Annotated in this window: 17 protein-coding genes and 1 pseudogene; 9 read left to right on the top strand and 9 right to left on the bottom strand. The window is 44.8% G+C overall.

Translation table 11 applies throughout. The features are described from left to right. Positions 1–41: 41 nt before the first annotated feature. The 4 genes from RTS09_RS08975 to RTS09_RS08960 all read right to left on the bottom strand — a co-directional run bounded on the left by RTS09_RS08975 (position 42) and on the right by RTS09_RS08960 (position 7,364). Entirely contained in the window at positions 42–1,694 is a 1,653-nt protein-coding gene (locus RTS09_RS08975; RefSeq protein ID WP_312536262.1) for a sensor histidine kinase, read from the bottom strand. Between the two features lie 169 nt (positions 1,695–1,863). Further along, complete coding sequence (locus RTS09_RS08970) at positions 1,864–2,601, bottom strand: response regulator transcription factor (protein ID WP_312536260.1); 738 nt, start codon at positions 2,599–2,601, stop codon at positions 1,864–1,866. A gap of 280 nt (positions 2,602–2,881) precedes the next feature. Next, positions 2,882–6,064: an efflux RND transporter permease subunit gene (locus RTS09_RS08965; RefSeq protein ID WP_312536257.1), complete on the bottom strand. Its 3,183-nt coding sequence runs from the start codon at positions 6,062–6,064 to the stop codon at positions 2,882–2,884. Between the two features lie 79 nt (positions 6,065–6,143). After that, positions 6,144–7,364 carry an efflux RND transporter periplasmic adaptor subunit gene (locus RTS09_RS08960; RefSeq protein WP_284034534.1) on the bottom strand — a complete coding sequence of 407 codons (1,221 nt, stop codon included), beginning with the start codon at positions 7,362–7,364 and terminating at the stop codon, positions 6,144–6,146. 489 nt (positions 7,365–7,853) lie between these two features. Between RTS09_RS08960 and pilG the strand changes: the two genes are divergently transcribed. From pilG to RTS09_RS08920, 8 genes and pseudogenes are all read left to right on the top strand, one after another. Beyond that, the gene (gene pilG / locus RTS09_RS08955) at positions 7,854–8,240 is read left to right on the top strand and encodes a twitching motility response regulator PilG (RefSeq protein ID WP_007115403.1); all 387 of its coding nucleotides are present in this window, start codon (positions 7,854–7,856) and stop codon (positions 8,238–8,240) included. A 246-nt stretch (positions 8,241–8,486) separates the two neighbouring features. Then, the gene (locus RTS09_RS08950) at positions 8,487–8,849 is read left to right on the top strand and encodes a response regulator (protein WP_312536254.1); all 363 of its coding nucleotides are present in this window, start codon (positions 8,487–8,489) and stop codon (positions 8,847–8,849) included. A 5-nt stretch (positions 8,850–8,854) separates the two neighbouring features. Then, entirely contained in the window at positions 8,855–9,391 is a 537-nt protein-coding gene (locus RTS09_RS08945; RefSeq protein WP_076775058.1) for a chemotaxis protein CheW, read from the top strand. A 419-nt stretch (positions 9,392–9,810) separates the two neighbouring features. Beyond that, positions 9,811–10,845, top strand: a pseudogene (locus RTS09_RS08940) (methyl-accepting chemotaxis protein); the annotation flags it as partial. 573 nt (positions 10,846–11,418) lie between these two features. After that, complete coding sequence (locus RTS09_RS08935; protein WP_312536251.1) at positions 11,419–18,084, top strand: Hpt domain-containing protein; 6,666 nt, start codon at positions 11,419–11,421, stop codon at positions 18,082–18,084. Positions 18,085–18,126: 42 nt separating this feature from the next. Next, the gene (locus tag RTS09_RS08930) at positions 18,127–19,077 is read left to right on the top strand and encodes a chemotaxis protein CheB (protein ID WP_282850408.1); all 951 of its coding nucleotides are present in this window, start codon (positions 18,127–18,129) and stop codon (positions 19,075–19,077) included. A 56-nt stretch (positions 19,078–19,133) separates the two neighbouring features. After that, positions 19,134–19,697, top strand: coding sequence for a hypothetical protein (locus RTS09_RS08925; RefSeq protein ID WP_065254125.1), 564 nt, complete (start codon positions 19,134–19,136; stop codon positions 19,695–19,697). 104 nt (positions 19,698–19,801) lie between these two features. Then, complete coding sequence (locus RTS09_RS08920; protein ID WP_062332532.1) at positions 19,802–20,359, top strand: cytochrome b; 558 nt, start codon at positions 19,802–19,804, stop codon at positions 20,357–20,359. A gap of 88 nt (positions 20,360–20,447) precedes the next feature. Here the strand turns inward: RTS09_RS08920 and minE are convergent, their stop codons facing one another. From minE to RTS09_RS08895, 5 genes are all read right to left on the bottom strand, one after another. Next, positions 20,448–20,723, bottom strand: coding sequence for a cell division topological specificity factor MinE (minE, locus tag RTS09_RS08915; protein WP_007115412.1), 276 nt, complete (start codon positions 20,721–20,723; stop codon positions 20,448–20,450). Between the two features lie 3 nt (positions 20,724–20,726). Beyond that, positions 20,727–21,539 (bottom strand): septum site-determining protein MinD, encoded by an 813-nt coding sequence (gene minD, locus RTS09_RS08910; RefSeq protein WP_036592750.1) that lies wholly within the window; start codon positions 21,537–21,539, stop codon positions 20,727–20,729. Positions 21,540–21,794: 255 nt separating this feature from the next. Then, on the bottom strand, positions 21,795–22,799 hold the full coding sequence (minC, locus tag RTS09_RS08905; RefSeq protein WP_312383739.1) for a septum site-determining protein MinC: 1,005 nt from the start codon (positions 22,797–22,799) through the stop codon (positions 21,795–21,797). Positions 22,800–22,978: 179 nt separating this feature from the next. Continuing rightward, entirely contained in the window at positions 22,979–24,040 is a 1,062-nt protein-coding gene (locus RTS09_RS08900) for a hypothetical protein (RefSeq protein WP_312536247.1), read from the bottom strand. Positions 24,041–24,174: 134 nt separating this feature from the next. Further along, a complete protein-coding gene (locus RTS09_RS08895; protein ID WP_312536244.1) occupies positions 24,175–25,143 on the bottom strand; it encodes an acyltransferase in 969 nt (322 codons plus the stop codon). 554 nt (positions 25,144–25,697) lie between these two features. On the opposite strand from RTS09_RS08895, the gene RTS09_RS08890 reads away from it, so the two are divergent. Further along, positions 25,698–26,348: an OmpA family protein gene (locus RTS09_RS08890; RefSeq protein ID WP_099833422.1), complete on the top strand. Its 651-nt coding sequence runs from the start codon at positions 25,698–25,700 to the stop codon at positions 26,346–26,348. Positions 26,349–26,555: the final 207 nt, after the last annotated feature.

Below are 26,555 nucleotides of genomic sequence, written 5' to 3'. Positions count from 1 at the left end.
CGAAAAAATTGTGATAAAACTATAGGCAGAGATAAAAGCGGTTACGATTGGGTGATAGGTAATGTGACCAAAAAGCGGGTATGACCATGCACTGTGTCGGTGATAATACTACCGCCATGGGCTTTGACAATCTGCGCGACCAAAGATAGCCCGAGCCCTGAGCCTTTTTTCTCTTGTTGTAGCCGTACAAATGGACTGAAAATATCGGTACGTTTGTCTTCAGGAATGCCTGTACCTTGGTCGATAACCGCAATACACACCTGATGAAATTCTGGCAGGTGTACAACGTCAGATTTTTTACGTGAAAAAATAGACGATTTATTTTTTGGTTTATTAGTCAGTTTGCTCGAATTTGCTTCGCTAGCTGCTGTGTCCGTTGCTGTGTTTGTTACTGGGGGTATAGTGGTCGCTGACATCGTAGTATCAAAGGTGATGTCATCGCCGTTTGTAGGGGCACTGGTGGCATCTTTTATAGGGGCGGGGAAAGCTATTTCATCTTTTTGAGCATCGGTATCTTTTCCGGTATCGGTATGTTTTTGATTATCGGTATCTTTTGTACTCTCTTGCATCGCTGGTAGGGCATCAATTGCCAGTTGATTACCCGCATCATTAATGGCATACAGCTGTACGCTTACAGGTGGGACGCCATGAAGATGGGCATTGTCGAGCAAATTACGCACGAGGTGGGTGAGAAGTTTGGCTTGTCCTTGAATGATAACGTGACCACCCGCAAATGTAGCTTGTGGGTAGTGCTGAATCTCGTTTTTAATTAACTCATATAAATCGACGTCTTCTACTTTTTCTATCGCATGACCGGCATCCATACGACTGACGAGCAAAATACTTTCCACCAAATCATTAAGACCCGTCAAATCACGGTTGATGGCATCAGCACGTTTTTGTACCTTATCTTGTATTGTTTTGTCAAACTGACTTGCCAGCATCGTCATCATTTCAACTTGTAGACGAATACGGGTAATTGGTGTGCGAATCTCATGCGAGGCATGGGCTAACAGCAGTTTATTGGCATTCATCAAGGTTTCGATACGTTCAGCGGTTTGGTTAAAACCGCGTGCCAAAATGGTAATTTCATCGTTGCCCACAGGCGTGACACGGGCAGAGAAATCGCCATCACCCAGTTGGGTGATTTGCCGACTTAGCTGATTGATACGCCATGTCATGGTGCGCGCAATCATCCATAACATGCCCGACATAATGAGCAGTAATAGCAAGGTGCCTGTCAGTAAATTAATCGCGGGCGAAATCGCACGGCGGTTACTAAGTTTTGATTGGTATAACAGCACATAACCTGATTGGCTATTGACTTGAATTTCGGTCGGGTGTTTTGGATCATCTCTAGGAAACAAGGATAAAAAAAATGGCGGGTTTGGCGGTAAGGTGGCAGGCAGCCCACGCATGATCATAATCGCTTCGCCACTTTTGCCATCGTATAGACCAAATTTGGCGTTGAGTGAATCGCTATAGATATTAAAACTACGGCGTACGAGGGCAAGTAGATAGCGGGTTTCGAGATTTTTTTGTTGGTCTTGAGCGGTACGCAGTTCAACTAGTAACGGGTCTAGCTGCTGGGTGACTTGGCTGGCAATGACTTGGTGGCGGGTGTTGGCAGAAGTATCGTGTACCAAATGGCTTAAAACTACCATTGCCCCAGCAAAAATGACCAATGCCAGCATAACGCTGGCAAATAACTTGCTAAATACACTGTTAAATTTTATGCCGCTCAATCGCACACAGAATCCAAAAATCGTGGGTCATCACACGCTATTATAATAGCTTTGCTAGCATAAATAACCAAGTATGATGACCTTTTGCGTGTTAAATTTGTCAAGCAATCTTACACTCTTACACTTGGTCAGTGGCAAACTGATAGCCGACACCACGCACTGTGATAATGCGTTTTGGCTGGCGAGGATTGTCTTCAATCAGCGCGCGCAGACGTGAAATATGCACATCAATGGCACGGTCAATATTATCACTGCTGTCATCGTTTGGCATCGCATGCCACAGCTGTTCACGGCTCAGTACTTTACCTGAGTGGGTAGCAAAGTAATGCAATAATTGAAACTGGTGGGTGGTCAAACGCACCGGCTCATCATCAATCGTCACTTCATGGCTATCTGGATAAACCTTTAAGCGACCAAATACTAAGTTATCTTCTTTTTGCTGGTGAAGCGGCAGGTCGTGACGGCGCATCACCGCACGGATACGCGCCAATAGTTCACGCGGTTCAAATGGTTTTGAGACATAATCATCCGCGCCCATTTCAAGACCCAACACACGGTCAGTGGTGTCACCTTTGGCGGTGAGCATGATAATCGCCGTTTGCGCCAGACGGCTATCCTTGTGCTGACGAATACGTTGACACACTTGCATACCATCCATATCCGGCAACATCAAATCTAAAATCACCAAATCAATGGATTTTGAAGGGTTAAATAGCATCTCTAGCCCTTCTGTTGCCGTTGGGGCATGCTGAACCTCATAATAATTCATGCCCAAATATTCGCTAATCAATTCGGCTAAATCTGGGTCATCCTCAATCAATAGTACGGTTTTAGTACCACTATTATTATCTTCCATCACCAACTCCAAAAATTCTCTAAAAATAAATCAGTTGTTATTATTGCTTTTGCTCATCAAAGCCAGATTTCTATCATTAATCAAGAGCCTATTATCATAAAGCAAGATGCTATTATCATAAAGCAAGAGACTGCCAATATGATAGTGTCTTACACAGATTTATAAAACTTCTTAGCTGCCAATCACACAGCCCAATTAATACATAGCCCAATTTAAAATTGTACCGGGCTACTCATTCTTAAGTTTCTTTACACTGTATAAAATTGTAATGAATTATTGCTTAAAGTGAGTCGTGGCGCTCTATCGCAGGGGTTTCTGCTTTCTTTTTAGCTAATAATCGAAAAAACCGCTGTTTGCCGTCATCTAAATAGGTATAAATCACAGGCACCACAATCAAGGTCAATAAGGTTGAAGTAATCACCCCGCCAATAATGGCGTGTGCCATCGGTGCTTGCTGCTCTGACCCTTCACCAATACCCAGTGCCAGCGGTATCATCCCCATCACCATGGCAGCGGTAGTCATCAAAATGGGGCGCAGGCGCGTTTGCCCTGCCAGCATAATAGATTCAGTACGGCTCAAACCGTTTGATAAGGATTCTTTAATAAAATCAATGAGCAAAATTGCATTTTTACACACCAATCCCATCAGCATAATAATGCCGATGATAGAAAACATATTAAGACTAGAGCCGAATAAAAATAACGCAAAGAACACACCAATTAGTGATAACGGCAGCGATGCCATAATCGCCACAGGGTATAAAAAGCTATTAAACTGTGACCCTAACAACATATAAATAAACACGATTGCCAGCCCAAGTGCGGTTGTGGCGTAGCCGATGGATTCGGCCATGTCCTTATTAGAGCCTTGTACTGCAAAGCTGTAACCGGGTGGCAGTTTCATCTCGTTTTGGATTTTCGTGATATCCGCGCCGATATCACCTGCCGGTCTGCCGTCCGTGTTGGCTTGAACTACCACCTCACGAAACAGCGAACGACGGTTGATTTGTGGTGCACCCAAGGTTTCACTAAAATTCGCCACTTGCGATAGCGGCACTAGCACTGGCTGACCATTTTGATCCGTACGGCTTGATGACAAGTACATGGATTGTAGCTGCGAGATGGTCTGGCGGTTGTCGTCATTTAAGCGCACGTTGACATCGATATTGTTGCCGTTGTCATCTTTAAAGGTGCTCACATTATCACCGGCCAGCAGTGGGCGTAATGCTTGTCCGATTTGTCCAATCGAAAGACCGGCATCATTTGCTGCTTCCCGGTTAATGGTGACATTGACCATTGATTTGGGCTGTTTAAGGGTGCTTTCCAAATCTACCAAGCCATTGACGTTTGAGAGTTTTTGCATAAACTCATTGGATAAGCGTTGCAGCTCATTTAAATCATTGCCTTTGATGGATATCATAATCGGCTTAAGACCACCGCTGACCGCCATGGCAGCGGCTGCCACTGAGGTAACTTTAATACCGCCTACCTGCTGCAATTGCTCACGCATGGCACGGTTTAAGGCATCTAGTCCGCGCGTGCGCTCATCTTTGGGTACTAACGATACATTCACTTGTACCCGATTGTTACCGCTATAGGACATGGCATTAACCGTGGCATAAGTATTGGTAACTTCAGGAAAACTTTGTAATACCGCGTTGACTTGTGCTGCTTTTTGTTGGGTGTAGTCAAGATTGGCATTGACAGGTGTTTCAAATTTGACTTTGATTTCATTCATATCCGCTTGCGGGACAAATTCTTTGCCCACCAACCCCACGGCAAAAAACGCTGCAACCAGTGAGCCAATTGCGATGAGCACAGTTATCAAACGATGGCGTAAACTCCATGCAAGAATATGGCTGTATAGATTGGTCAGCCGATCTAACAGGCGCTGAAACCCATCTAATAGCCAAGCAATCGGTCGCTTGCGAAATGAAACCCGTTCATTGACGCGGTCATGTTGGTGCGCGGCATCTGGGTCTGGCCAAATCGAAGACAACATCGGGTCAAGCGTGAAACTAACAAATAACGACAGCAATACAGCGGTAGAAACAGTCACACCAAACTGATAAAAAAAGCGTCCGATAATCCCGCCCATAAAAGCCACGGGTAAAAATACCGCCACAATCACCAGCGTCGTCGCTAGCACGGCAAGCCCGATTTCTTGGGTGCCATCAAGCGCCGCTTGGCGGTGATGTTTGCCCATACCCACATGGCGCACGATGTTTTCCCGCACCACAATCGCATCATCAATCAGCAGTCCGATACATAATGCCAGCGCTAGTAGGGTCATCATGTTGATGGAAAAACCAAACGTCCAAATCGCCGCTAAAGTACCAAGCAGCGAAATGGGCAGCGTCAATCCTGTGATAATGGTCGAGCGCCACGACCCTAAAAACAACCAAACAATAAACACCGCCAATATCGCTCCTTCAATCAAGGTACGCACCACATTATTTAACGAGCCGCGAATACTTTTTGAGCTATCAGCCACCACCGTCATGGTGACACCTGGGGGTAGGGTCGCTTGGATTTCTGCCAGACGCTGTTGGGTTTTATCAACCACATCAATCACATTGGCATCCGACATTTTGATAATATCCATGGCCACCGCAGGTTGACCATTTTGTAGCGACGCTGACTCAGCCTCGGCTTGCCCATCAATGACTTCGGCAACTTGCGATAAGTACACAGGCACGGTAGCACCCGTACTTGAGCGATTTTGGGCGACAATGATTTGGTTAAACTCATTGGGTGTTTTGACCAACCCGTTAACTTGAATCACCATTTCTTGGTTTTGATTGTTGATGGTACCGACAGGTAATTCGACGTTCTCTGAGCGTAGTGCATTGCTAATTTGATTGACTGAGACTTTATAGGCATTCATTTGGGTGGGATTGAGCAGCACACGGATTTGACGCTGCCGACCCCCCAATATATCAACACGACCCACACCTGTGACTGTTTGTAGCTGTTTTTTGACCGTGTTGTCTAAGTAAGTGGATAACTCCCGAAGCGACATTTTGTCAGAGCGAAACGTGACGGACACCACAGGCGCATCGGCAGGATTGTACTGCGCAACGATAGGTGTGGTGACTTCATCCCGAAAGGTGGGGGTCACCAGTGCCAATTTATCACGCACGTTTTGCGCGGCAACATCGGACGGGATATTTAAATCAAACTGCACGATAACTTGTGACAAGCCTTGTTGGGTGACGGAGGTCACTTCTTTGACACCGGCGATGGTATTGACTTGGTCTTCAATTTTTTTGGTAATGTCGGTTTCGATGACTTCAGGCGAAGCACCACTATAAACGGTATTGACCACCACAAAAGGGAATTCAATATTAGGAAATTCCTCAACTTTCATGCGAAATGTTGCCAGCAATCCAATGACCATCAGCGCGAGCATGATCATGGCAGCAAACACAGGATTGTTGATACTGACGCGGGTGAGCCACATAGCAAATTCCTAATACCAAAATTTTTAACAGTGAAATTTTTAACAATATTGAATGATTGAATGAAACACTATCAGTAGGTTATTTGAGCACGACTTTTTTACCCACATCATTGGCATTGAGATTTGCCACAATCACTGTGGTGTTAGGCTCGATGCCAGCAATTAAATACTGACTGGTATCGTCAAGGTGTTTGAGTACCTTGATAGGCTGTTTGGTAATCACATTGTCTTTACTGACCACCAAAATCGTGCCAGCTTCTAAGGTTGGATTTGTGGCGGATTGGTCGGTGGGTTTATTGGCTGCGCCTTTTGCTCTAGATTCTAGAACCACCGCTGACATAGGCACCAATACCCCAACTTGTGCAACCCCATAATTAAGCTTGCCTGTGGCATACATGCCCGGGCGAAGTCCAAGATTACGCTGAGAAGGCTTAACCGCGATATAAATGGTCAGTTGGCGAGTGGCGGCATCGACTTGGGGCGAAATGCGGCTAATTTGTCCGATGTACTGATTGGTTTGATTACTAATAGTAAAAGGCACTTGTTGACCAAGTTGTAGCTGTGTTTGTGCTTCGCTAGGGACATTGGCGGCAAACTCAAGTTTATTGGGGTCAATGATTTCCATCAAGGCTTGGTTTTGCGTGACTACCTGTCCGACATTGACGCTGCGGCTGCTGACAATCCCCGTGGTAGGGGCATAAATCGTGGTATCACCAAACATTTTTTGTGCACTACTTAATTGGGCTTGTTTGGCTTTGATGGCTTCACGCTGGGCAATGCTGTCTGCCACACTACGCTCATACTCTATTTGTGAGACAAAGCCTTGCTCGAGCAAAATTTTGTTGCGCTCAGCAAGTTTATTGGCGACGATGGCCTGTGCTTGGGCGGCAGCAACATCGGCTTGCGCTTGAGCGAGTTGGTTTTTACTATCACTGATATCAAGTCGCACCAGTGGCTCACCTTTTGCCACCGTTTTACCCACATCAGCGAGCACTTGCTGCACTTGCGCATTTACGGTTGATTGCACCACTGTGTGGTCTGAAGGCTGCAGTGTCCCTGTCACGGTGACACTCGGTTCAAATCGGTCTGCTTTGGCAGTGATGACATCAGCGGCTAATAGCTGAATTTCGTTATTGGCGATTTGCGTGGTGGCTGACGCGGTGGTGATTTGGGTCTTTTGGGTTGACAACGGGCTTTTGCTATCGTTTTGCTGTTTTTGGCAACCGCTCAAACTCATAACAGCGCTAGCCATAGCTAGGCTTAATGGTAAAACTTTGGTGATAAACTTCGGTGTTATCATGAAAGAGATGTCCTCAGCGCAAACAATCAACTTAAAAAAATATAAAACGATGTAGAAATAGCCAGTGCAATAAACTTTTCTAAGCTTATCTCAAGATGTGTCACTAGCATCATGGAATCCGTGTATATTAACATGGGTGTATGGGCAATCTACAAAGCAGTCAATAGATCAAACCTGAATCATCATAGGATGTTAAAAATGAACGGTAAGTGCATCGATTTAAGCATACTTTGCAGCAAAAAAGTATGGTAGTATTTTAAAAATATCACCATACAGTTGGTTTGTAACTATACTGTATGAAATATTTGTTATATCTTATAAAAATTATTTAGAATAGCTTTGTTTAATTGTCAAAAATTGTACCAGTTGCTTTTGAGGGTTGAGGCATCATTTGATAGTTGCCCCAACGCCTATAACTTAAAGTTTTGAGCAATCGCTATAGGACAATGGGTAGCAAAATCGTAGCGAAACAACCATTAGGAAAATATTATGGATGCAAATTTTGAAGGCCTAAAAGTCATGATTATTGACGATTCAAAAACCATTCGTCGTACCGCAGAGACGTTACTTGCCAAAGCAGGCTGTGAGGTGATTACGGCTGTTGATGGCTTTGACGCGTTGGCAAAAATTGCGGATACCAACCCAGATTTGATTTTTGTCGATATCATGATGCCACGCCTCGACGGTTATCAGACTTGTTCACTAATCAAAAACAACGCAGATTTTGCTGCCACGCCCGTGATTATGCTGTCATCAAAAGATGGCTTGTTTGATAAAGCGCGCGGTCGTATCGTCGGCTCAGATGAGTACTTGACCAAACCATTTAGTAAAGAAGAGCTATTTGATACCATTGAACGTCATCGTCCTGCGTCTTAATGCGCTGTGCTTCTTCATGCGCTGGGTTGAAGCTAAACAGCATGCCATTGCTTGCAACTGTTGTTAACCCCTAAAATCTGCAATCACTCGATATGACTGAAATATAAGCCCAGATTGCAACCTAGCTAGACGTAGATTTGGGATGCGTGTTTAGTTTAACCGTTGTGCTGTTGGGTTTTTATTCCCACCGACATACAAAACAGTAAAATATTAATGCAATCAATAATTAGGTAAAAGGGTAAGTGTATGGCCAAAATCTTAGTAGTTGATGATTCACCATCAGAAATGGCAAAATTTCGAGATATTTTGACTCGTCATCAGCACGAAGTCATTGAAGCGCATACAGGCGAGGATGGAATTCAAAAAGCCAATGAGTTTTTCCCAGATGTGATTTTGATGGATGTGGTCATGCCAGAGATGAACGGCTTTCAAGCAACCCGCAAACTTACCCGTGACCCAAAAACCAGTCATATCCCTGTCGTCATCATCAGTACTAAAAATCAAGAAACTGACCGTGTATGGGGCAAGCGCCAAGGCGCACGAGATTATCTAAGTAAGCCGATTACAGAAGAAGCCTTAATCACTGTAATCCGTTCCGTGATGGAGTAGGTTTCGTGTCTTCAAATGGCTTTATTGAGCTTTTACGACTCGCTAACCGCGGTATCAAACGACAAAAAGGTACTCACTTTGACCAAAGACATCAGTGGCTAGGGGTCGCGTTTTCGCTCGGTGGCCACCACTTGGTAGCCCCACTCGGTGATGTGGCTGAGGTACTATCTTTGCCTGCCTATACCTCGGTGCCTTTGTCAAAACCTTGGCTGCTAGGGATTGCCAATGTTCGGGGACGGTTATTACCGATTACCAATTTGTCGAACTTCTTAGGTTTACATCCATCAGGCTCAAATTACCAATCAGGCAATCAAAAGATTTTGGTGATTGATCAACCCAAGCTATTTAGTGGCTTACAAGTTGATGAGGTATTGGGTATCCAAACCTTTAGTCGTGGGCAATATCAGCCTATCGAGATGCCGAACGATTCGCCGCTCGCGCAGTATACGCATGGTCGTTTTAGACAAAACGAGCAGATTTGGTATGTGTTTATGCCAAGCTTATTGGCGCAAGACACGCGTTATTTAGAAGCAGCGTTATAACCTAATTTTCTAACTCATTAAAACAATTGAGGGTTTACCATATCATGGATACTAAAACTTCGACCCTAAGTACCAATACCAACTCCCCTGTCGCGGTCGGGCCTGGCAAGAGTAATTATCGTTTGAATAAAGGGGACTCAATCAACTGGATTATTTGGGCAAGTATTTGTGGTGGTGTTGCTAGTTTGGCATTTATTTATCGACTCTACCAATTGATGATTTTGGTACGTCAACAGAATAGTGTTGCCCATAATTTTTTGACGATTTGGTTGCCCTCTATTTTGATTGTATTAGGCGTCATTGGGGCAATTTACTTTTTGACCCGCCAGATTAATGCTAAAACCTCTCGAGAGAAGGCAGAAGGTGAGCGTGAAACGCTGCGTCAACGTCATGAGATGGAAGTTGAATCTGAGCGTGCCCGCAGAATCCAAGAAGAAAACGAACGTAACCAAATGGCGATTTTGCGTTTGCTTGATGAGTTAGGCGATTTAGCGGAAGGTGACTTGACCGTGAACGCGACAGTCTCAGAAGACTTTACAGGGGCGATTGCAGACTCGGTCAACTTTGCAATTGACCAATTGCGTCAACTGGTTTCTGCGATTAACGTCACTGCAGAGCGAGTCGCGCGCGCCTCTGACCAAACCCAGGCAACGGCAGTTGAACTAGCCCAAGCCTCTGAAAGCCAAGCGCAAGAAATTGCGGGAGCCTCTGCAGCGATTAATGAGATGGCGGTGTCTATTGACCAAGTATCTTCAAATGCCGCCGAATCTGCTGCGGTTGCGGACCGTTCGGTTGCGATTGCCTATAACGGGGCAGAAGTGGTACAACGTACTATCGATGGTATGAATACCATTCGTGACCAGATTCAAGAAACTTCAAAACGTATTAAGCGCCTCGGTGAATCATCGCAAGAGATCGGCGATATCGTTGGACTGATTAATGACATTGCTGACCAAACCAACATCCTTGCGTTGAATGCAGCGATTCAGGCATCAATGGCGGGTGAAGCAGGGCGTGGTTTTGCGGTTGTTGCTGACGAGGTACAGCGCCTAGCAGAACGTTCAGCCACAGCGACCAAACAGATTGAAACACTGGTTAAAACCATTCAGGCAGATACGAACGAAGCCGTGATGTCGATGGAATCAACCACGGCAGAAGTTGTACGCGGTGCGAAACTTGCAAAAGATGCGGGTGAGGCGCTTGAAGAAGTACAAACTGTATCTAACAACTTGGCATCATTGATTCAGAGTATCTCAAATGCGGCGCGTCTGCAGGCAGCCTCAGCGGGTCATATTTCAAATACCATGAACATCATTCAAGATATTACCTCGCAAACCACATCAGGTACCATGGCAACCGCTCGTTCAATCGGTCAGCTTAATGAAATGGCAGCAGCGCTGCAAGAATCAGTATCGGGCTTTAAATTGCCAGATAATGCTTTAGCACATGCTTAATGGGTAATGATTGATGGCTAATTAGGCTTAGTACTCAACAGTTAGCTAAAAGTAAGGGGTGGTTTTAACCACCTTTCTTTTTATGCGTGTTAGCTCTTATGTGTGTTAGATCAGGGGTTGCACGCTGTGGTTTTAATCACTACCTTAAAGACGTTGGCAGGGATAAATTTTCGCTAATACCAACAATAAAATCGCAATGGCAGTTTTTTAGCAAAAATTTGGTAGATGCGCAGCAACCGATGCCTTTAGAGGCAGGTCAATGCCAACTGGTTGCCCGCAACAATGTGTTAATTGATGATTTTCGGCAATTTGAGTAGCGCGATATCGTGCGTTATTTAGCCCGTTATTTGATTGCAAAACGGTTGTCCTAGATTGGCTCAAAGCATTGGCAAATATCGCAGCGCGAATGGGTGAACATTATAACTTATAAAAGGTATCAACCTGAGTTGACGCCAGACAGCGGGTAAGTTATTTTAAGTGATATAAGAAATTAATAAACGACTGCGTTACAGCTACCTTAAAATCGATAAAAATCGTCATCGTTTTTGACAGTCGTTGTCCTAGGAATATGGTATGAGTAAACAACGTAATTTGATCGCCTTAGACTGGTTGATGCCTGTTTTAAAAGACGTATTTGGTGAGCTTAACCAGTTGCTACAACGACATGACGCGCAGCCAGCGTGGCAGTTAATCGGTCAACATTTGCACCAAATCACCGGTGCGCTCGCGCTTGCCAACCAGCCTGCCTTATCAAAACTGGCGAAAACGCTTGATAAAACCACTATCGCCATTCAGCAAGAGACTTTATCCCCGCAGTATTTTAGTCAAATCAGCCATGCGGTGAGGTTGTTGCAATTTGACATTGAACAAGTACAAGCTAAACAGCAGATTCATACCGATTGGGTCAATGACCGAATCGCTTATTTTGAGCAGCTGCTTGGCATAGCATCAACTTATGAGCCCATCCCACCTGTCACAGACAATGCTTTATTATTTTTAAGCCAATTAGCCACACCAGACATCAAACACCCATGGGACAGTGCCCAAGCCGATGAGTTACTTAAAGTCTGGCGTTATAACAGTTTGCAACTACTACAAAACGCGACCAACGATAGCAAACATTTAGATGCGCTGACTAAGGTTGCTGGCTATTTGTCCCAGGCTGCCATCAATCCTGCTTGGCGTCAATTTTGGCAGTTGGTCGCAGTGTGGTGCAATAACCTAACCCTCAATGAGCAGCCTGTGCCAACCGCTTATGCTTCGCTATTAAACAGTCTGTCATTGGTGCTGACGCATGATTTGACTCTCACTCCTGATATTACGGCGTCTCGTTTAGCAGTTGATGTGTTATTAGCGCTCAATGCGTTAACGCACAAATCGCATGACGCTAAAGCTCTGCTATCAAGCTTGGATATCAATAGTAGTGACACGCTTGATAATTTATTTAGTCAAGTATTAGAAAAACTTGAAAAAATTATTTATCAAGTGCATGAGCCGCTCACCATTTTGCCGCTGCTTGAATCGGTCAAAAATAGTTTGGCAAATCGCGGTTGGGTGTTTTATGAAAACCAAATGGCGCAAATTATCGATGACGTGCGCTTGATGACGCAAGATACCTTTATGGCGTCATCTCTCAGTTGGCAGGTAGAACGCCAGCTGCAAGATTTTTACAGCCAGTTGCTGTCAACGGTTGAAACCCTTGATAGCCAAATTGGCTTACAGCATTTTGCCTATGCTAGCAATCCGCAAAATGAAGCGGTGCGCCAAACGCGCGTGCATGTTGAAAATATCAAGCGGTCGTTTAATCAATATATCCAAACCCGTGATTTAAATAAGTTAACAGTCAATGACGAATTAATTGCCACCATTCAAGTTTTTGGGGCATTAGGCTTAACACGTCCCAAAGAATTGGTCGAACAAATTCGCTTATTATTTAGTCGTATTCATAAAAATTCGGTACACGTCTTAAGCTGGGAAGCCAGTGATGCCATCGCCGACATGATTGCCCGCTTTGAGCTATTTTTGGATTATTTATCCAATCAGTCTGTCAATGAAGAATTTTTGGATCAAACCCAAACACAGCTTAACCGCGCTAATTTATTGCTTAATCGTTTAATCGAAACGCCATTAACCGCCGCTGAAGTGGTAGCACCCACCAAGCACTTTGGTAGAGATACGGTGATTTACGATGATGAAGGCGAACGTATTGCCAGTGATATTGAATCACCAATGCAAGCACTAGCTACTGCTAGAGAAGCGCCTAACACGCAAACGGCTATCACGCAAACGACTGGCGTGCAAGAATCGCAAGCGCTGGCGGCTGCAAGGCAAGCCCTCAAAGATGATGACTATAGTATGGATGAAGATATCCGAGATATTTTCATTGAAGAGGCGCAAGAAGTCCTCGCTGAGTTGGGTGAGAAGATTCCCGTATGGGAAGTGGATACCCATGAATTAGTCGCGCTCAAAGATATCCGCCGAGGTTTTCATACCTTAAAAGGCTCAGGTCGTATGGTCGGCGCTCATCAAATTGGTGAGATGTGTTGGGCGGTAGAAAACATGCTCAACCGTGTGCTAGATGGCACTTTAGCGATTAGTGATGCGTTAGTGGGCTTTATCAAAGATACCCATCGCAAACTGCCGACACTGGTTGAAGATTTCCAGCAGCAGCGGGCGCCAAGTATTGACCCTGCGGTTACCGTGTTGCAAGCGACTAATCTATTACAGCAGCAGCCGATTAACACAGGCCTGCCAGAAACCAATGGCTTAGATAACCTTGTATCAGTCAGTGCTAGTGTGGCTAAAGACAGTGATAAGGTGGCTCAAGGCAATGAAGCTGCGAGCGACGTTGCGCCATCAACTACAGGGGATATTCATGCCCTACCTGAGGTGGTGGCTCGCGAATATGAGCAGCTAACGACGGTCACAGATGCGGTCAGCGATCCCGATATTCAAGAAATCTATATTGAAGAAGCCAATGAAGTTATCGAGACAATTGCACCGCTTAACCAAGCTTGGCAAGCCAAGCCCAATGATTTTGATACCTTAAAAGAAATCCGCCGAGGTTTTCATACCTTAAAAGGCTCGGGTCGTATGGTTGGCGCCAATCAGCTAGGGGAGCTTGCTTGGTCAATTGAAAACATGCTCAATCGCGTGCTTGATCATACCATAACAGTAGACGAGGGGGTTTTACACCTAGTTGCTGATGTCATTGACGCATTTGCTGGACTCATCACGATTTTTGCCCAAAATCGTACAGACTATCCCGCAGTGATTAAACTGTGGCAAGCTGTCGCTAATAGCTATGCCAAAAAACATGGCGACAGCTTTAGCTACCCTCAAGTCTTGTCCGCCTTTATGGGGCAGGGGGCCGCCTCGCCGAGTGCGCTACACACAGATGCGGCGCTTTCGTCTAGTCACGCCACCGCACAAACGCAAGCGCTCCAGGATGTCAGTGGCATTAGTGACATCAGTAGTGAAATGGATGTCGCTGATGACGTATTTATTGAAGAAGCAGACGAGTTATTGGTCAATATTGATAACTTTATCACCCAGCATTTGGGTGAGCCTGCAACGCATGTGCCTGATGCCATATTACGCGCATTCCATACCTTGCGTGGTGGCGCAGCGCTGATTGAACTTAACAATGTCTATCACTTAAGCGCAGCGGTAGAAGAAGCACTGGGCGACTTATTACATAATGAAATGCCGCTCACCGCCAGCCAGTTATTGACCCTGCAAGAGGCCACAGATCTACTGCGAACCTACATTGATGAGCATAAAATCCATCATGATGTAACGGTTATAGAAGATAACAATGACATTGTTGCCGACTTGATTGAGCGTCTAACCGATGCCAATGCTGAGCCTCATGAAAGCAGCAAACTGACAGTCAAAGACCTGATGGCGCTTGGGATTGATGACTTACTCGCTGCCGATCAGCAAGCGCAAGCTAAGTTTGCTGGCGAGAATGAACAAGTTATTGCCTATGCCCAGCAGCTTGAACAACAGGCAGCAAGGCTTGCGCAGGCGTCTGAAGGTTTGAGCTATTTTATCATTCCAAGCACCTTACAGTTTGCCTATAAAAAACTGACTGATTATCCGCAATTTGCCAAAAACGAAGATATTTATGATGCCTTAATGGGCTTACATAATCAGCTCATCAATATGTTTGACGCCATTGCAGCAGGCCTGCGCGTCAATATCGATGAAGAGGCGATTGAAACCTTAAGAAAATTATTGGCAAAAAATCAGTACCAAGCCGAGATGGATGCTATCGAGTACCAACCAGTTGCTACAGATGATGAACTATTGCAAATTTTCTTGGATGAAGTGCAAACCATTCAGCCCGACGTGCAAAATTACTACGACCAATGGCTCAATAACCTTAGCAATTTAGCGGTCACCAAAGAACTAGCTAATTATATGCACATGTTAAAAGGGGGTGCAGAGCTACTCGGGGTAACGAGTATTGCCGAGATGGCGCTACGTGGTGAGCAAGTGTATGATGCCATTGATAAAGGTATTTTAGCGAGTGATGCCGATACCGCTTCATTGGTGCAAAAGCTGCATGAAACCATTGCCTCGCAGCTCAAGCAAGTTCGACAATTTAGTCGCTCCTTCAACGCCAGCGATTTTGCCCAGCAAATTGATGAGGTTATCGCTGGTACAGTGCAAAGTCGAGACTTGGTATTTGCAGTGCCGATGATTGTTGAAGCCAATCCTGAAGAGTTGATGGAGCAAAAACAACTTGCCCAAGAGGATGATAGCGCGATTGCAAAAAATGACCCACTCTACATCGAAGAAATTATTAACAACTTTGAAGGGCGTCGTTTAGAGACTTGGAAAGGTCAAGAGCCTGACGAAGATATCTTAAAAATTTATCTTGAAGAAGCCAAAGAGCTGATCGATAGCAGCAGCCAGCATCTACAAGAATTCCGTAGTAATAACAGTGATCTTGCAGCCTTACAAGCCTTGCAACGTGAATTGCACACCATCAAAGGGGGCGCAAGAATGGTCGGAGCTGAAGGGATTGCCACGTTGGCTCACGAAATGGAAACCATCTACGAAGAGCTAGGCAGCCGCCGCAAACCTGCGACGCGTATGATTGGCAACCTATTGGCGGTGTGTCATGACTGGTTAGCAAATGCGATTTATGTATTAGAGAATAAATTTAACCCACAAACGCCTGTGGCGTTGGTTGCTGCGCTGCAACAATTCTCGCGAAAACCTGATAGCTTAAAAGAAATCCCCAATGCTAACCTAGCCAGCCAAATTGAGCAAATTGATATCTATCGCAGTAGTTTGGGACAAAACACGTTAGAAGTCAAACAGCGCGACCTAAGCGTCATGCCGCTGATGACGGGTAACTTTGAATCTGAGCAAGATCAATCGAACCTTCATGCTGAGACACTTAGGATTTCTGCAAGTGCTATGGAGCGCATGATTAACCTATCAGGTGAGTCCGCGATTAACCGCTCGCGAATCGAGATGGGTATATCAAGTCTATCGAACAATATCGAAGAGATGGGCGCAACTGTACAGCGTCTAGCAGATCAGCTACGCCGTATGGAAACAGAGCTTGAGATTCAAATCTTGTCACAAATTGGTGATGAGCATGCGTTAGAAAGTGACTTTGACCCGTTAGAGATGGACCAATATTCATCGCTCAACCAATTGTCAAAATCGCTCTCGGAATCAGCATCGGACTTGTTAGACATCAAAACGACCATGCTCGATAAAACCCGTGAAACCGAAAACTTGCTACTGCAGTTATCACGCACCCAGTCCGATTTGCAAGAGGGGTTGATGGATTCACGTACTGTGCCATTCTCGCGTATCACGCCACGTCTGCAACGGGTCGTCCGTCAAATAGCAACCGAACTGGGTAAATCTGTTGAACTGCGAATCCTAAACGATGAAGGTGAAATTGACCGTAATATCCTTGAGCGTATTACCTCGCCGCTTGAGCATATGCTACGTAACGCCGTTGACCATGGTATTGAAAAATCGCAAGAACGTATTGAAAGTGGTAAATCAAGAACAGGCTTAATCACGCTTGAAGTGCTGCGTGAAGGCGGTGAAATCGTTATCAACTTAACCGATGATGGACGCGGTATTAATGTCAATGCCGTACGCGAAAAAGCGATTGAGCAAGGCTTGATTTCTGCCAAAGATACCAGTCTAAAGACACTGGATATCATGCAATATATCTTTAACGCGGGTCTATCCACCGCCAAATCCGTATCACAAATCTCGGGTCGTGGTGTCGGTATGGACGTGGTACAAAGCGAAGTCAAGCAGCTGGGTGGTGTAGTAACCGTCGACTCTGAGCCTGGCAGAGGCTCACGCTTTACCATGCGTCTACCATTGACAGTTGCGGTGTCTGATGCCTTGATGGTGAGGGCAGGGGATAAATACTTTGCTGTACCATTGGTGCAAATTGAACGTGTGATGCGTGTTAATATCGATGCGATTGCTAATTTTTATACCACGAATGCCGATATTATCAATATCGATGGACAAGCCTATCGTTTGCGCTATCTTAATCAGATTTTGTATGGCAGCGACCCGGTGGATGCACTAGCGCACCAGTCAAGCAGTGTGCCAGTGATTATTATTCGTACTGACTTAGGTCAGCGCATGGCGCTACAAGTGGATATGATTGCAGGCTCTCGTATTGAAGTGGTCGTCAAACCGCTCGGTCGTCAGCTCTCCCATATCGATGGAATTTCTTCTGCCACCATCATGGGTGATGGCTCGGTCATGCTCATTCTTGACTTGGTGGCATTGATGCGTAATGTCAGCAACATTACCAAAGTCGAGCTGCAAAAAGCCAATAAAGCGGCCAAACGAGCGCACAAACCGCTGGTATTGATTGTGGATGACTCAGTAACCGTGCGCAAAGTCACCTCGCGCTTACTAGAACGTCACGGCTATGAGGCCCAAGTGGCAACAGATGGTATTGATGCGCTAGAAAAACTGCAAGAAATGCTACCTGAAGTCATTGTATTGGACATTGAGATGCCACGTATGGACGGCTTTGAAGTGGCCAACCATATTCGCCATAATTCACGGCTCCAGCATATTCCTATTGTCATGATTACATCGCGTACCGGCGAAAAACACCGTGAACGCGCGTTTGATATCGGGGTGAATGAATACATGGGTAAACCATTCCAAGAACAAATGCTGTTAGACACGTTAGCGCGCTTTACCCAACAAGCAAAAACTGACTAAAACTGACTAAGCCGACTGGCCAGGTAAAGGATACAATCATTCATGCTGTCAAAGTACCCACCGCTGCGATTTTTTATCGTTGCTGAGGAAAATCAGCAACGGCTCGCCTTTAGCGATACCATTCGTTCTTGGGGATTTGAAATCGTGGCATGCTTGGCAGCGTCACAGTTGTTCGAAAAACATTTTCAGCAAAAAGTTGATGTGTGGCTAATCGATACCCCAGACGATTACGCCGTCATTCAAAATGTTGAAAAACAACAGAATGTCAATTTGACTAAGGTTGTGCTACTGGGCTTTGTCACTGCGCCTTATATCAATGAAAGTCTGTTATATGCCAAATGGCAACGCCAACTCAAGCGAAAAATTGCCAACATGCTAGAACGTAGCGATTTGTTAGAGCCCTATGATGCTGCCAAGAGCGAAATCAAACCGTGGAAATATGTGGTGTTGCTCGCAGCCTCGATGGGCGGACCGCTCGCTATTAAGGAATTTTTAGATAATTTGCCCGAAGATTTACCAGTGGCGCTGTTACTAGCGCAGCACTTTAACCAAAATACGCTAAACACCTTGCCAAGAATTTTAAATCGTCACAATGAGTGGCGCTGTGACATAGTGACCAATACCCAGCAATTATTGACAGGACGTTGTTTGATTTTACCGATTGAATACAGCGTAGTGTGTGATTCCAATGGACGGGTAATTTTGCAGCGTAAACCTTGGCAAGGCAGTTACAAACCGCCAATCAGTGAGGTCATGCGTAACTGCAGCGAAGCGTTTGGCAATAATTTAATCACTATTGTGTTCTCTGGTATGGGCGATGATGGTAGTGATGCGGCAGCGACGGTCAAAAAAAATGGCAGTATTATTTGGGCGCAATCCCCTGACAGTAGCACCTGCGCGAGCCAGCCACAAAGCATGATTGAAAGCAACCAAGTCACTTTTGTTGGCACCCCTAAGCAGTTAGCTCAGCAGCTAATCGCCTTGTGTGGCTAATACGGCAGGCTAGCAGCGACCCCTAAACTTCTTATTAATCAGTAAATGAGCAGGCTATGGCAAACGATTTAAACCGTTATTTTAAGCAAGATGAGGATGTAGGCGTCCTAAGTATCACCACAGGTCAATTAACCATTGCTCGAATTCCTTCTAGCAGTTCGCCTGACTGGATTGTGCCGCAAGCTTTGATTTTGAGCATTGATAACTATGATGAGCGCATCTGGAATTATATTTGGCGCGGTCAAGAAGTGCCGGTGTATCACTTGTTGCCAAAAGATGATAAGCCCACCCACTTAGTGGTGTTAGAAAGCGTCACCGATATCCATCGGATTGCCTTGCAGATTCATGGCGAAGTGACTTTTCATTCTGTGCGTATTGCTGATCTCAAAGACGCTGATGACGCGACTTACCAAGCTGAATTAGCGACTCACTACCCTGACTTATTAGCCGCCTTAAACGCGCCAGATGATGAGGTCGTCGAGCGCTCACGCGCACCGAATTTGGCAGACTATAGCTTACAGCAGGACTATATTTTTCAGCCAGTCATGTTGGCAGGTGAGCTATGTGTGGTGCCAGATTTGGACAAGCTCTCGCATTTCTTGGTGGATTTAGATAGTTAGACGCAGTCCGCCTTTGTGCTATTTTGCCAACAGTCTGTTACTTTTATTTTGCCCAAACATTGCTAGAATAACCCAAAACAAATCATGATAAGGTAAAATTCATTATGGCATTATTTCCTGCAAATGAAGCGCCACAGCCGATTGCCCCACACGGTATCAACAAATGGTCGCTATCGTCACGTATTTTCCATTGGATTAGCGTGGTATTGTTGATTGCGACTTGGGCAATGATTGAGCTGAATGAAGATGCAACTGACTTTACCTATTTTGATTTGCATAAAGCGTTTGGACTCAGTGTGTTATTTTGGACAGTAGGTCGGATTATCAATCGTTTTGTCACCAAAGCACCTGCCGATGTGCCGATGCCAAAATGGCAAAATAAACTATCGCATTTAACGCATTTGGCACTGTACTTGATTTTACTTGCCATGCCTTTGGCGGGCTGGTTTTCTGTTATGTTTGATGGGGAAGGGGTGAGTATGTTTGGGCTGTTTGATATCCCAGCCTTTGTCAGTGAAAACAGTGATTTGTCAGGCACGTTAGAAAAAATTCATAAAAATCTGTTGTGGACGTTGCTGCTGGTGTTCACGGCCTTGCACATCATCGGCGCGCTGTATCACCAATTTATCCAAAAAGACCATTTGATTCGCCGTATGCGCTAAGTCAGCCCATAGTATAAAAAAGCCCATGTCATCATGGGCTTTTTAGTCACAATTTTTTAAATGCAGCCTAGATTAAGCGCAACATGAATTATTGGCGTGTACTATCAGGCAAGCTGATATTCATCTCCAGCACTTCCATGTTTGCTTCATTGTGATGTTGAATATTGACGTCATCAATGTTGACACCTGATACGTAGGTATTGACCACTGCCAAAATCTCACGTTTCATTTTTTCAATACGCTCTGGGGTTAACCGATTGTGCAAGCGGTTTTCGCTGGCAACGATGACCTTTAGGCGCTCTGCGGCAGTATTGGCACTGTTTGACTTTTGCTCACCGCCAAATAAATTACTCCAAAATCCCATAGCCTAACCTCCAAACCAGCGTTGTAGGAAACTTTTCTTCTTCACCTCGATATGGCGATAGGGACGTTCTTCCCCCAAGAAACGAGCGACCATGTCATCATAAGTTTGACCGGCTTTTGAATTTTGATCTAGCACCACAGGCACACCTTGGTTTGATGCCTCAAGTACGCTATTGCTTTCAGGAATCACGCCAAGTAGTGGCACTTTTAGGATGTCATTAGAGATGCTGTTGATATCCATCATCTCGCCGCGCTCAGCACGCTCAGCGTTGTAGCGGTTGATAACCAAGTGCTCACGTACCACGCCTGTACCTTCTTCAACTTTTTTAGTACGGCTTTGCAAAATACCGATGATACGGTCTGAGTCACGCACCGACGAGATTTCTGGGTTGGTCACGATGATGGCTTCATCGGCATGGTACATAGCTAGCTGGGCACCGCGCTCGATACCAGCGGGCGAGTCACACACGATGTAGTCAAATTGTTTGGCTAACTCATTAATGACTTCGGCGACTCCTTCGTCTGTCAAGGCATCTTTGTCGCGTGTTTGGCTGGCAGGTAAGATAAACAAGTTATTGAGCTGTTTGTCTTTTACCAACGCTTGTGACAGGCGCGCGTTCCCTGAGATAACATCAACAAAGTCATACACGATACGGTTTTCGCAGCCCATAATGAGGTCAAGATTTCTAAGACCCACGTCAAAGTCAATCACCACAGTTTTAAAGCCGCGAAGGGCTAGACCTGTAGCGAAAGAGGCACTGGTGGTGGTTTTACCTACCCCGCCTTTTCCTGAAGTTACAACAACGATTTTTGCCACTTTGGCATACTCCTATTCATAGCACGGTGTCAGTGAGGCAGTATTGAATCATTCAAGCCATACACACATTCACGCTAAACTGGTTTGAAAAATACGGATATAAATTAACGTAAATCGTTAAAAATTAAGACTTAAATTTTAGTTAGCCTAAATTTGGTTAATTGGACTAGTTTAGCATAAAAAACTTTTCGAAGTTAATCGAGAGATTGACGATTTTTGCATAGATTATGGTATAAGTGGTTGTTTAGGTGATTGTTATTCCATCAACTCAAACACCAAGCCTTGTCCATCCAAGTAGCTGACTTGTACCGCTTTATCCAAATACTCAGTAGGAATATTTTCTTTTAGGCAATAAGTCCCCGCAACTGACACCAGTGAGGGGTTAAAACGCAAACAGAATATTTTGGCATTGGTATCGCCCGTCGCCCCTGCCACCAATCGCCCTTCGGCTTTGCCATACACGTGTAGGCTATAATCGGTAATCGCTTCCGCGCCGGCATTAATGCCTTTGGTCAAAATCACGTCGCCACCAACGTGGTTGATACTTTGACCTGAGCGCAACATTTGATTATGCACCAAATCGCCTTCAAGCTGCGATTGGTGATGCGGTGAGGCGACAAATTTTTCAGGTGCAGCTCCAGTATCATTACTTGTGGTCTCATTGCTTGCGGTTTTATTGGTTACGATATCACTGGCGGTTTGGCTTTGTCGCTGAGTCGCTTGACTGTCGGATGCGGGTGATTGGTTAGGGGACTGCGCAACGTGCTGAGAGGATGGAGTATTGGCTGTGCTGTTTGATTTTTGCTCACTACCCGTCGCCAAATTTTTTGGTGCTTTGCCGTCAATACGCTGCCCATCCGTTGGAAAAATGGCAATGCGAAGCTCATTGGCTTGGGTATCATTGGCGCCTGTGACCAACCCAATCGGCTGTAACCCTAGCACCCATAAGCCGCCCCAAAGCTGCGCTAAATTTAATGGCTGTTGACAACTGACAATCACCGGTAAGTTAGACTGACGTTGACGGCCTAGCTTTTGTGCAATCTTTGTCAAAATTACTTTGATATCATTGCCTTCAATATGTAGGCGGGTAAAGTTCAGTAGTCTGCCCGTAAGTTTCACGCTAGTGGCTACAGGGTCGGTGGGTAATGGGTTGGCTAGCTGCTGACTTTGCGGTGAATCCTGCTCTGATAGGTTAGATACGCTTTGTAAGTTTTGTGAGGAACTATCTTGGGTCAAGTCAAGGGCAGCGGGCTGTGTCATGAAAAACCTTTTTATAATAACTTTTTATACATCAAAATCGATTCATACCGCATATTAGCAAGTATTATTTAAAACAACAACCATTCACCGCGCTATTTATTGTTTGGCAACCAAAGCCATAATAGGGCGATAAAAAAAGCGTTGAATAGCGGTTATCGGCGCCAGATCGGTGGATTCAATCAGCGTATTTGGTGCTTCCATTGTTGAATGCGAACTTGGTTGGCAAGTGACGTCAAACTATCATCAATAATATCGCTAACTAATTTTTCTAGCGCAGGGCTAGTGACGTCAATTTGCACCAAGCTTTTGGCGATTTCTTCATACATCAGCGTGAGCGTTTGCGGTTTGGTAAGGTTCGTAGTCAAGCTTAATGTCAGATTTTCTCCAATGTGTTGCCCGATGCTGTGCATTTGGTTTTCTATCAGATTACCAGCAATCGGTATCAATCGTAATATGCGGTGCAGCTCGGGCGTAGCGGTTAGCGCTTGCTGAATAGCGATGCCCACTTGTTCTGCCAATGGTTTGGCAAAGATGGCAGGATGGGCGGGCGTGGATTGTAATAACGGTGTGGCCTCTTGCTGCAGCACATCGACAATGACCTTTTGGATGTCATCCCGATGCTTGTCGATGATGTTTTTGACCAAATGCCCATCGGTGTTGCTTATTTCGGTGCGGATATTGTCAATCGCAGTTAAAATCACCCGATCAGAAATCTCTTCCATAATCATTTGGTAATAAAATTTGATCGTGGCAAGCCAACTGGCGGGCAAAACTTTGTAGCCCAGTTCATGCAGACGATAACCAATCACGCCAACGCGCAGCAGTCGCAATGCGCGCAGCTGCGGTGCACAGCCCAACACTTCATACCAATGCACGAATGGAAAGAAAAACCAGCGGTAATGGCGTTTTTGGACGATGGCAATCAACCAGCGAACCACAAGCTCTGCTACCAAAAAGATGGTAAACAGACCCCCAGCTACTTTGATTGGCTCGTGCCATCCTTGCTGATAAGTGATGATACTGTCAAAAAACCCTAGCCAATTTGCTATTTTTGCCATAAAGCTACTTAGCATCAAAGCGTCAAACCCCATGAGCAGCAAGTCCAACACGATGGCAACCATCATGATGGTATCGTAGGCTAACTGCCAACGACTGGGTTTGGCAGGGTGGGCAGCGAGCGGTTGGCTAATATTCGAGCTTGGCATTGGATTGGGCTTTGGGTCTAAATTAGCAGTTGGCATAAAAAAGTGCTCAAAATGGGGTCAATACCGCAAAAAATGTGAGTGAGGACAAGGCAGGCAAGTCATACCTTGCATGGCTTACCTGAGATTTTAACTAGTAGGGTCACTAGTGATATGTTACTAGTCATGTGCCGTTAGGGATGACGGGTAAAATCATCGAGCATGGCTTGGATACGTTGGTCTTTTTGCTGCCACAAGCCATCAAGCCAACGGTACATATCTATTTTGGTTTGTTCATCCTGTTGGTATTTGCCATCCATGAGCCGCTGCAGCAAGTCATCTGGCAATGCAATTTTTTGAATATCCACCCCGATGCGTTTGATATTACCTTTCCATAAATCTTGATAGGTAGGAACACCGTCAGGATACACAATCGTCATGTCGAGCACCGCGTCTAAATCGTCACCTAACGCACCCAATGCAAGCGCAATGCCGCCCGCTTTGGGTTTTAGCAAATGTTGATACGGTGATTGTTGCAAGTCATGTTTTTTTTGGGTAAACCGCGTGCCTTCGATAAAGTTAAGTAAGGTAAAAGGCTTGTCGAGTAAGTTTTGACAAGCGCGTTTGGCTTCGATGATATCGCGGTCTTCTAGCGCTGGATTTTTAGCAATCGCTGCCTTCGAGTAGCGTTTCATCATCGGAAAGTCTAAAAAATAAAACGCTTGTCCCACAATTGGGATATACAGTAGCTCGTATTTGGCAAAAAATCGCGTTAATGGCAGTCGGTTTTCACTGATATATTGAATGACAGTGGTATCGACCCAAGATTGGTGATTACTCAGCAAAATATATTTGCCATCGACCGATAAGTCATCAGGCAGGTTGACGCGAAAATCAATATCGGGCAGGATGTTGTCAATCAAACGATTGTTGGTATTGATCCAGTGATTGGCTATTTTTAACACGGATTTATCTGCCAATGTATGACCCGTTAATGTTTTTACCGCGCCCATCGCCCAAAGCGGTAGACTAAACAGCACTGAATTGCCGGTAATGGTGCCTGCCGCCACCGCTAAGCTGGCGTTTTGCGCCAAAGGTAATGATGTTTTACGCAGTTTGTTGAACGTGTTTTTGAGCAATGATGGTTTATTGTTATTTGTCATATTTGGCTCCCACAAAGCTTATTCAAAAAAGCTTATTTGAATGAGACATAAGAAAAAATACTTGGCTTCATTAATTTGGCTTCGTTAATTGTAAAAATAAGTGTTAGTTTAGCAAACGTCAAAAATGTTCACTAATAAATTTTTATACACTGGCAAGCACAAATCTTGCAGGTTTATTGGTGCTGTGCTATACACCCCAGTAAAGTTAATTGTCAAAAATTTTTATTAAAAATTAACAAGTTATTGAATAATCTGTAGATGATAGGTTGACTATGCAGCATAGTTTTCAACAAAATCACGAAGCATTTAATATATAAAAATAAATAATATAGATAATGAATACTTGAAAATATTTTGTAACAAATTATGCCATCCTACAACATCCTTAAGACAAATCATTACATATAAAGGAAAAGTTTATTGCATAATGAGCTCAATCACAAAGCAACTGAGTGTTGTCAGGTTTATCTGGCAAATGAGATAAAAACAACAAGTTGGTGCGTGACAATTATAACTAAGTAATTATAACTAGAGGAATTCAAAGGAGATTACTCATGCGTACTAAATTATTAGCAGCTACTTTAGCATCAGGTGTTATCTTAACAGGTTGTGCAACAACGCCAACTGGTACGACAACAACAGGCATTACCGACAATAAAGCGCTTATGGGGGGTCTATTAGGGGCAGCCGCAGGCGCGGGTATTTCAAAAGCAACGGGCGGTGAAAAAACCGGTCGTGATGCGGCAATCGGTGGTGTACTAGGTGCAGGCGTGGGTTACTACATGCAGCAACAAGAAGCAAAACTTCGTGCAGAAACCGCAGGTTCTGGCGTGACGGTAACGCGTGACCCAGTGACTAATAACATTAACTTGTCTATCCCAGAAGCGATAACTTTCCGCGTTGGTGATTCTACTATTCTACCTAACTTCTATAATACGTTAGACAAAGTAGCTACCACACTACGTGACTATAACCAAACTAACATTCAAGTAAATGGTTACGCCTCAGTGGAAGGTGATGCAAATAGAAACCAAGAGTTATCACAACGCCGTGCATCAGCAGTCGCTAATTACTTAGTCAATCGTGGCATCTCTGGTAACCGTATCAGCGCTATTGGTCGCGGTGCGACAACACAATTTGGCTCAAGCTATGAACCAAACCGCCGTGTAGAGATGACTATTCTTGCACCCCAGTCAGTTAACTAATCAGTCAGTTAACTAATCAAGTCAAGCTAGCTGATATTTTCATCCGCGAATTGATAAAAAAAGCACCTTTTATAAGGTGCTTTTTGTTTAAGGAACTTTTTATTTTAGGTGCTTGTTATCGGTTCAAAAAATAAAAAAGGTACTATATCGGCTTTATCCTCTGTTGCCGTAAAACCACCGACTTCAGGCGGTGGATATAAGGCAACT

Source organism: Moraxella sp. CTOTU47618 (assembly GCF_032017425.1).
GTDB lineage: Bacteria > Pseudomonadota > Gammaproteobacteria > Pseudomonadales > Moraxellaceae > Faucicola > Faucicola tetraodonis.
This window is presented reverse-complemented; position numbering and strand designations above follow the sequence as displayed.

Excerpts from the sequence above, each read along its gene's own strand:
- RTS09_RS08960 (WP_284034534.1), bottom strand. The coding sequence starts at position 7,364 with ATGATAACACCGAAGTTTATCACCAAAGTTTTACCATTAAGCCTAGCT.
- RTS09_RS08970 (WP_312536260.1), bottom strand. The coding sequence starts at position 2,601 with ATGGAAGATAATAATAGTGGTACTAAAACCGTACTATTGATTGAGGAT.
- RTS09_RS08920 (WP_062332532.1), top strand. The coding sequence starts at position 19,802 with ATGGCATTATTTCCTGCAAATGAAGCGCCACAGCCGATTGCCCCACAC.
- RTS09_RS08890 (WP_099833422.1), top strand. The coding sequence starts at position 25,698 with ATGCGTACTAAATTATTAGCAGCTACTTTAGCATCAGGTGTTATCTTA.
- RTS09_RS08930 (WP_282850408.1), top strand. The coding sequence starts at position 18,127 with ATGCTGTCAAAGTACCCACCGCTGCGATTTTTTATCGTTGCTGAGGAA.
- RTS09_RS08900 (WP_312536247.1), bottom strand. The coding sequence starts at position 24,040 with ATGCCAACTGCTAATTTAGACCCAAAGCCCAATCCAATGCCAAGCTCG.
- minC (WP_312383739.1), bottom strand. The coding sequence starts at position 22,799 with ATGACACAGCCCGCTGCCCTTGACTTGACCCAAGATAGTTCCTCACAA.
- RTS09_RS08975 (WP_312536262.1), bottom strand. The coding sequence starts at position 1,694 with ATGCTGGCATTGGTCATTTTTGCTGGGGCAATGGTAGTTTTAAGCCAT.
- RTS09_RS08895 (WP_312536244.1), bottom strand. The coding sequence starts at position 25,143 with ATGACAAATAACAATAAACCATCATTGCTCAAAAACACGTTCAACAAA.
- RTS09_RS08950 (WP_312536254.1), top strand. The coding sequence starts at position 8,487 with ATGGCCAAAATCTTAGTAGTTGATGATTCACCATCAGAAATGGCAAAA.
- RTS09_RS08935 (WP_312536251.1), top strand. The coding sequence starts at position 11,419 with ATGAGTAAACAACGTAATTTGATCGCCTTAGACTGGTTGATGCCTGTT.
- minE (WP_007115412.1), bottom strand. The coding sequence starts at position 20,723 with ATGGGATTTTGGAGTAATTTATTTGGCGGTGAGCAAAAGTCAAACAGT.
- pilG (WP_007115403.1), top strand. The coding sequence starts at position 7,854 with ATGGATGCAAATTTTGAAGGCCTAAAAGTCATGATTATTGACGATTCA.
- RTS09_RS08925 (WP_065254125.1), top strand. The coding sequence starts at position 19,134 with ATGGCAAACGATTTAAACCGTTATTTTAAGCAAGATGAGGATGTAGGC.
- RTS09_RS08965 (WP_312536257.1), bottom strand. The coding sequence starts at position 6,064 with ATGTGGCTCACCCGCGTCAGTATCAACAATCCTGTGTTTGCTGCCATG.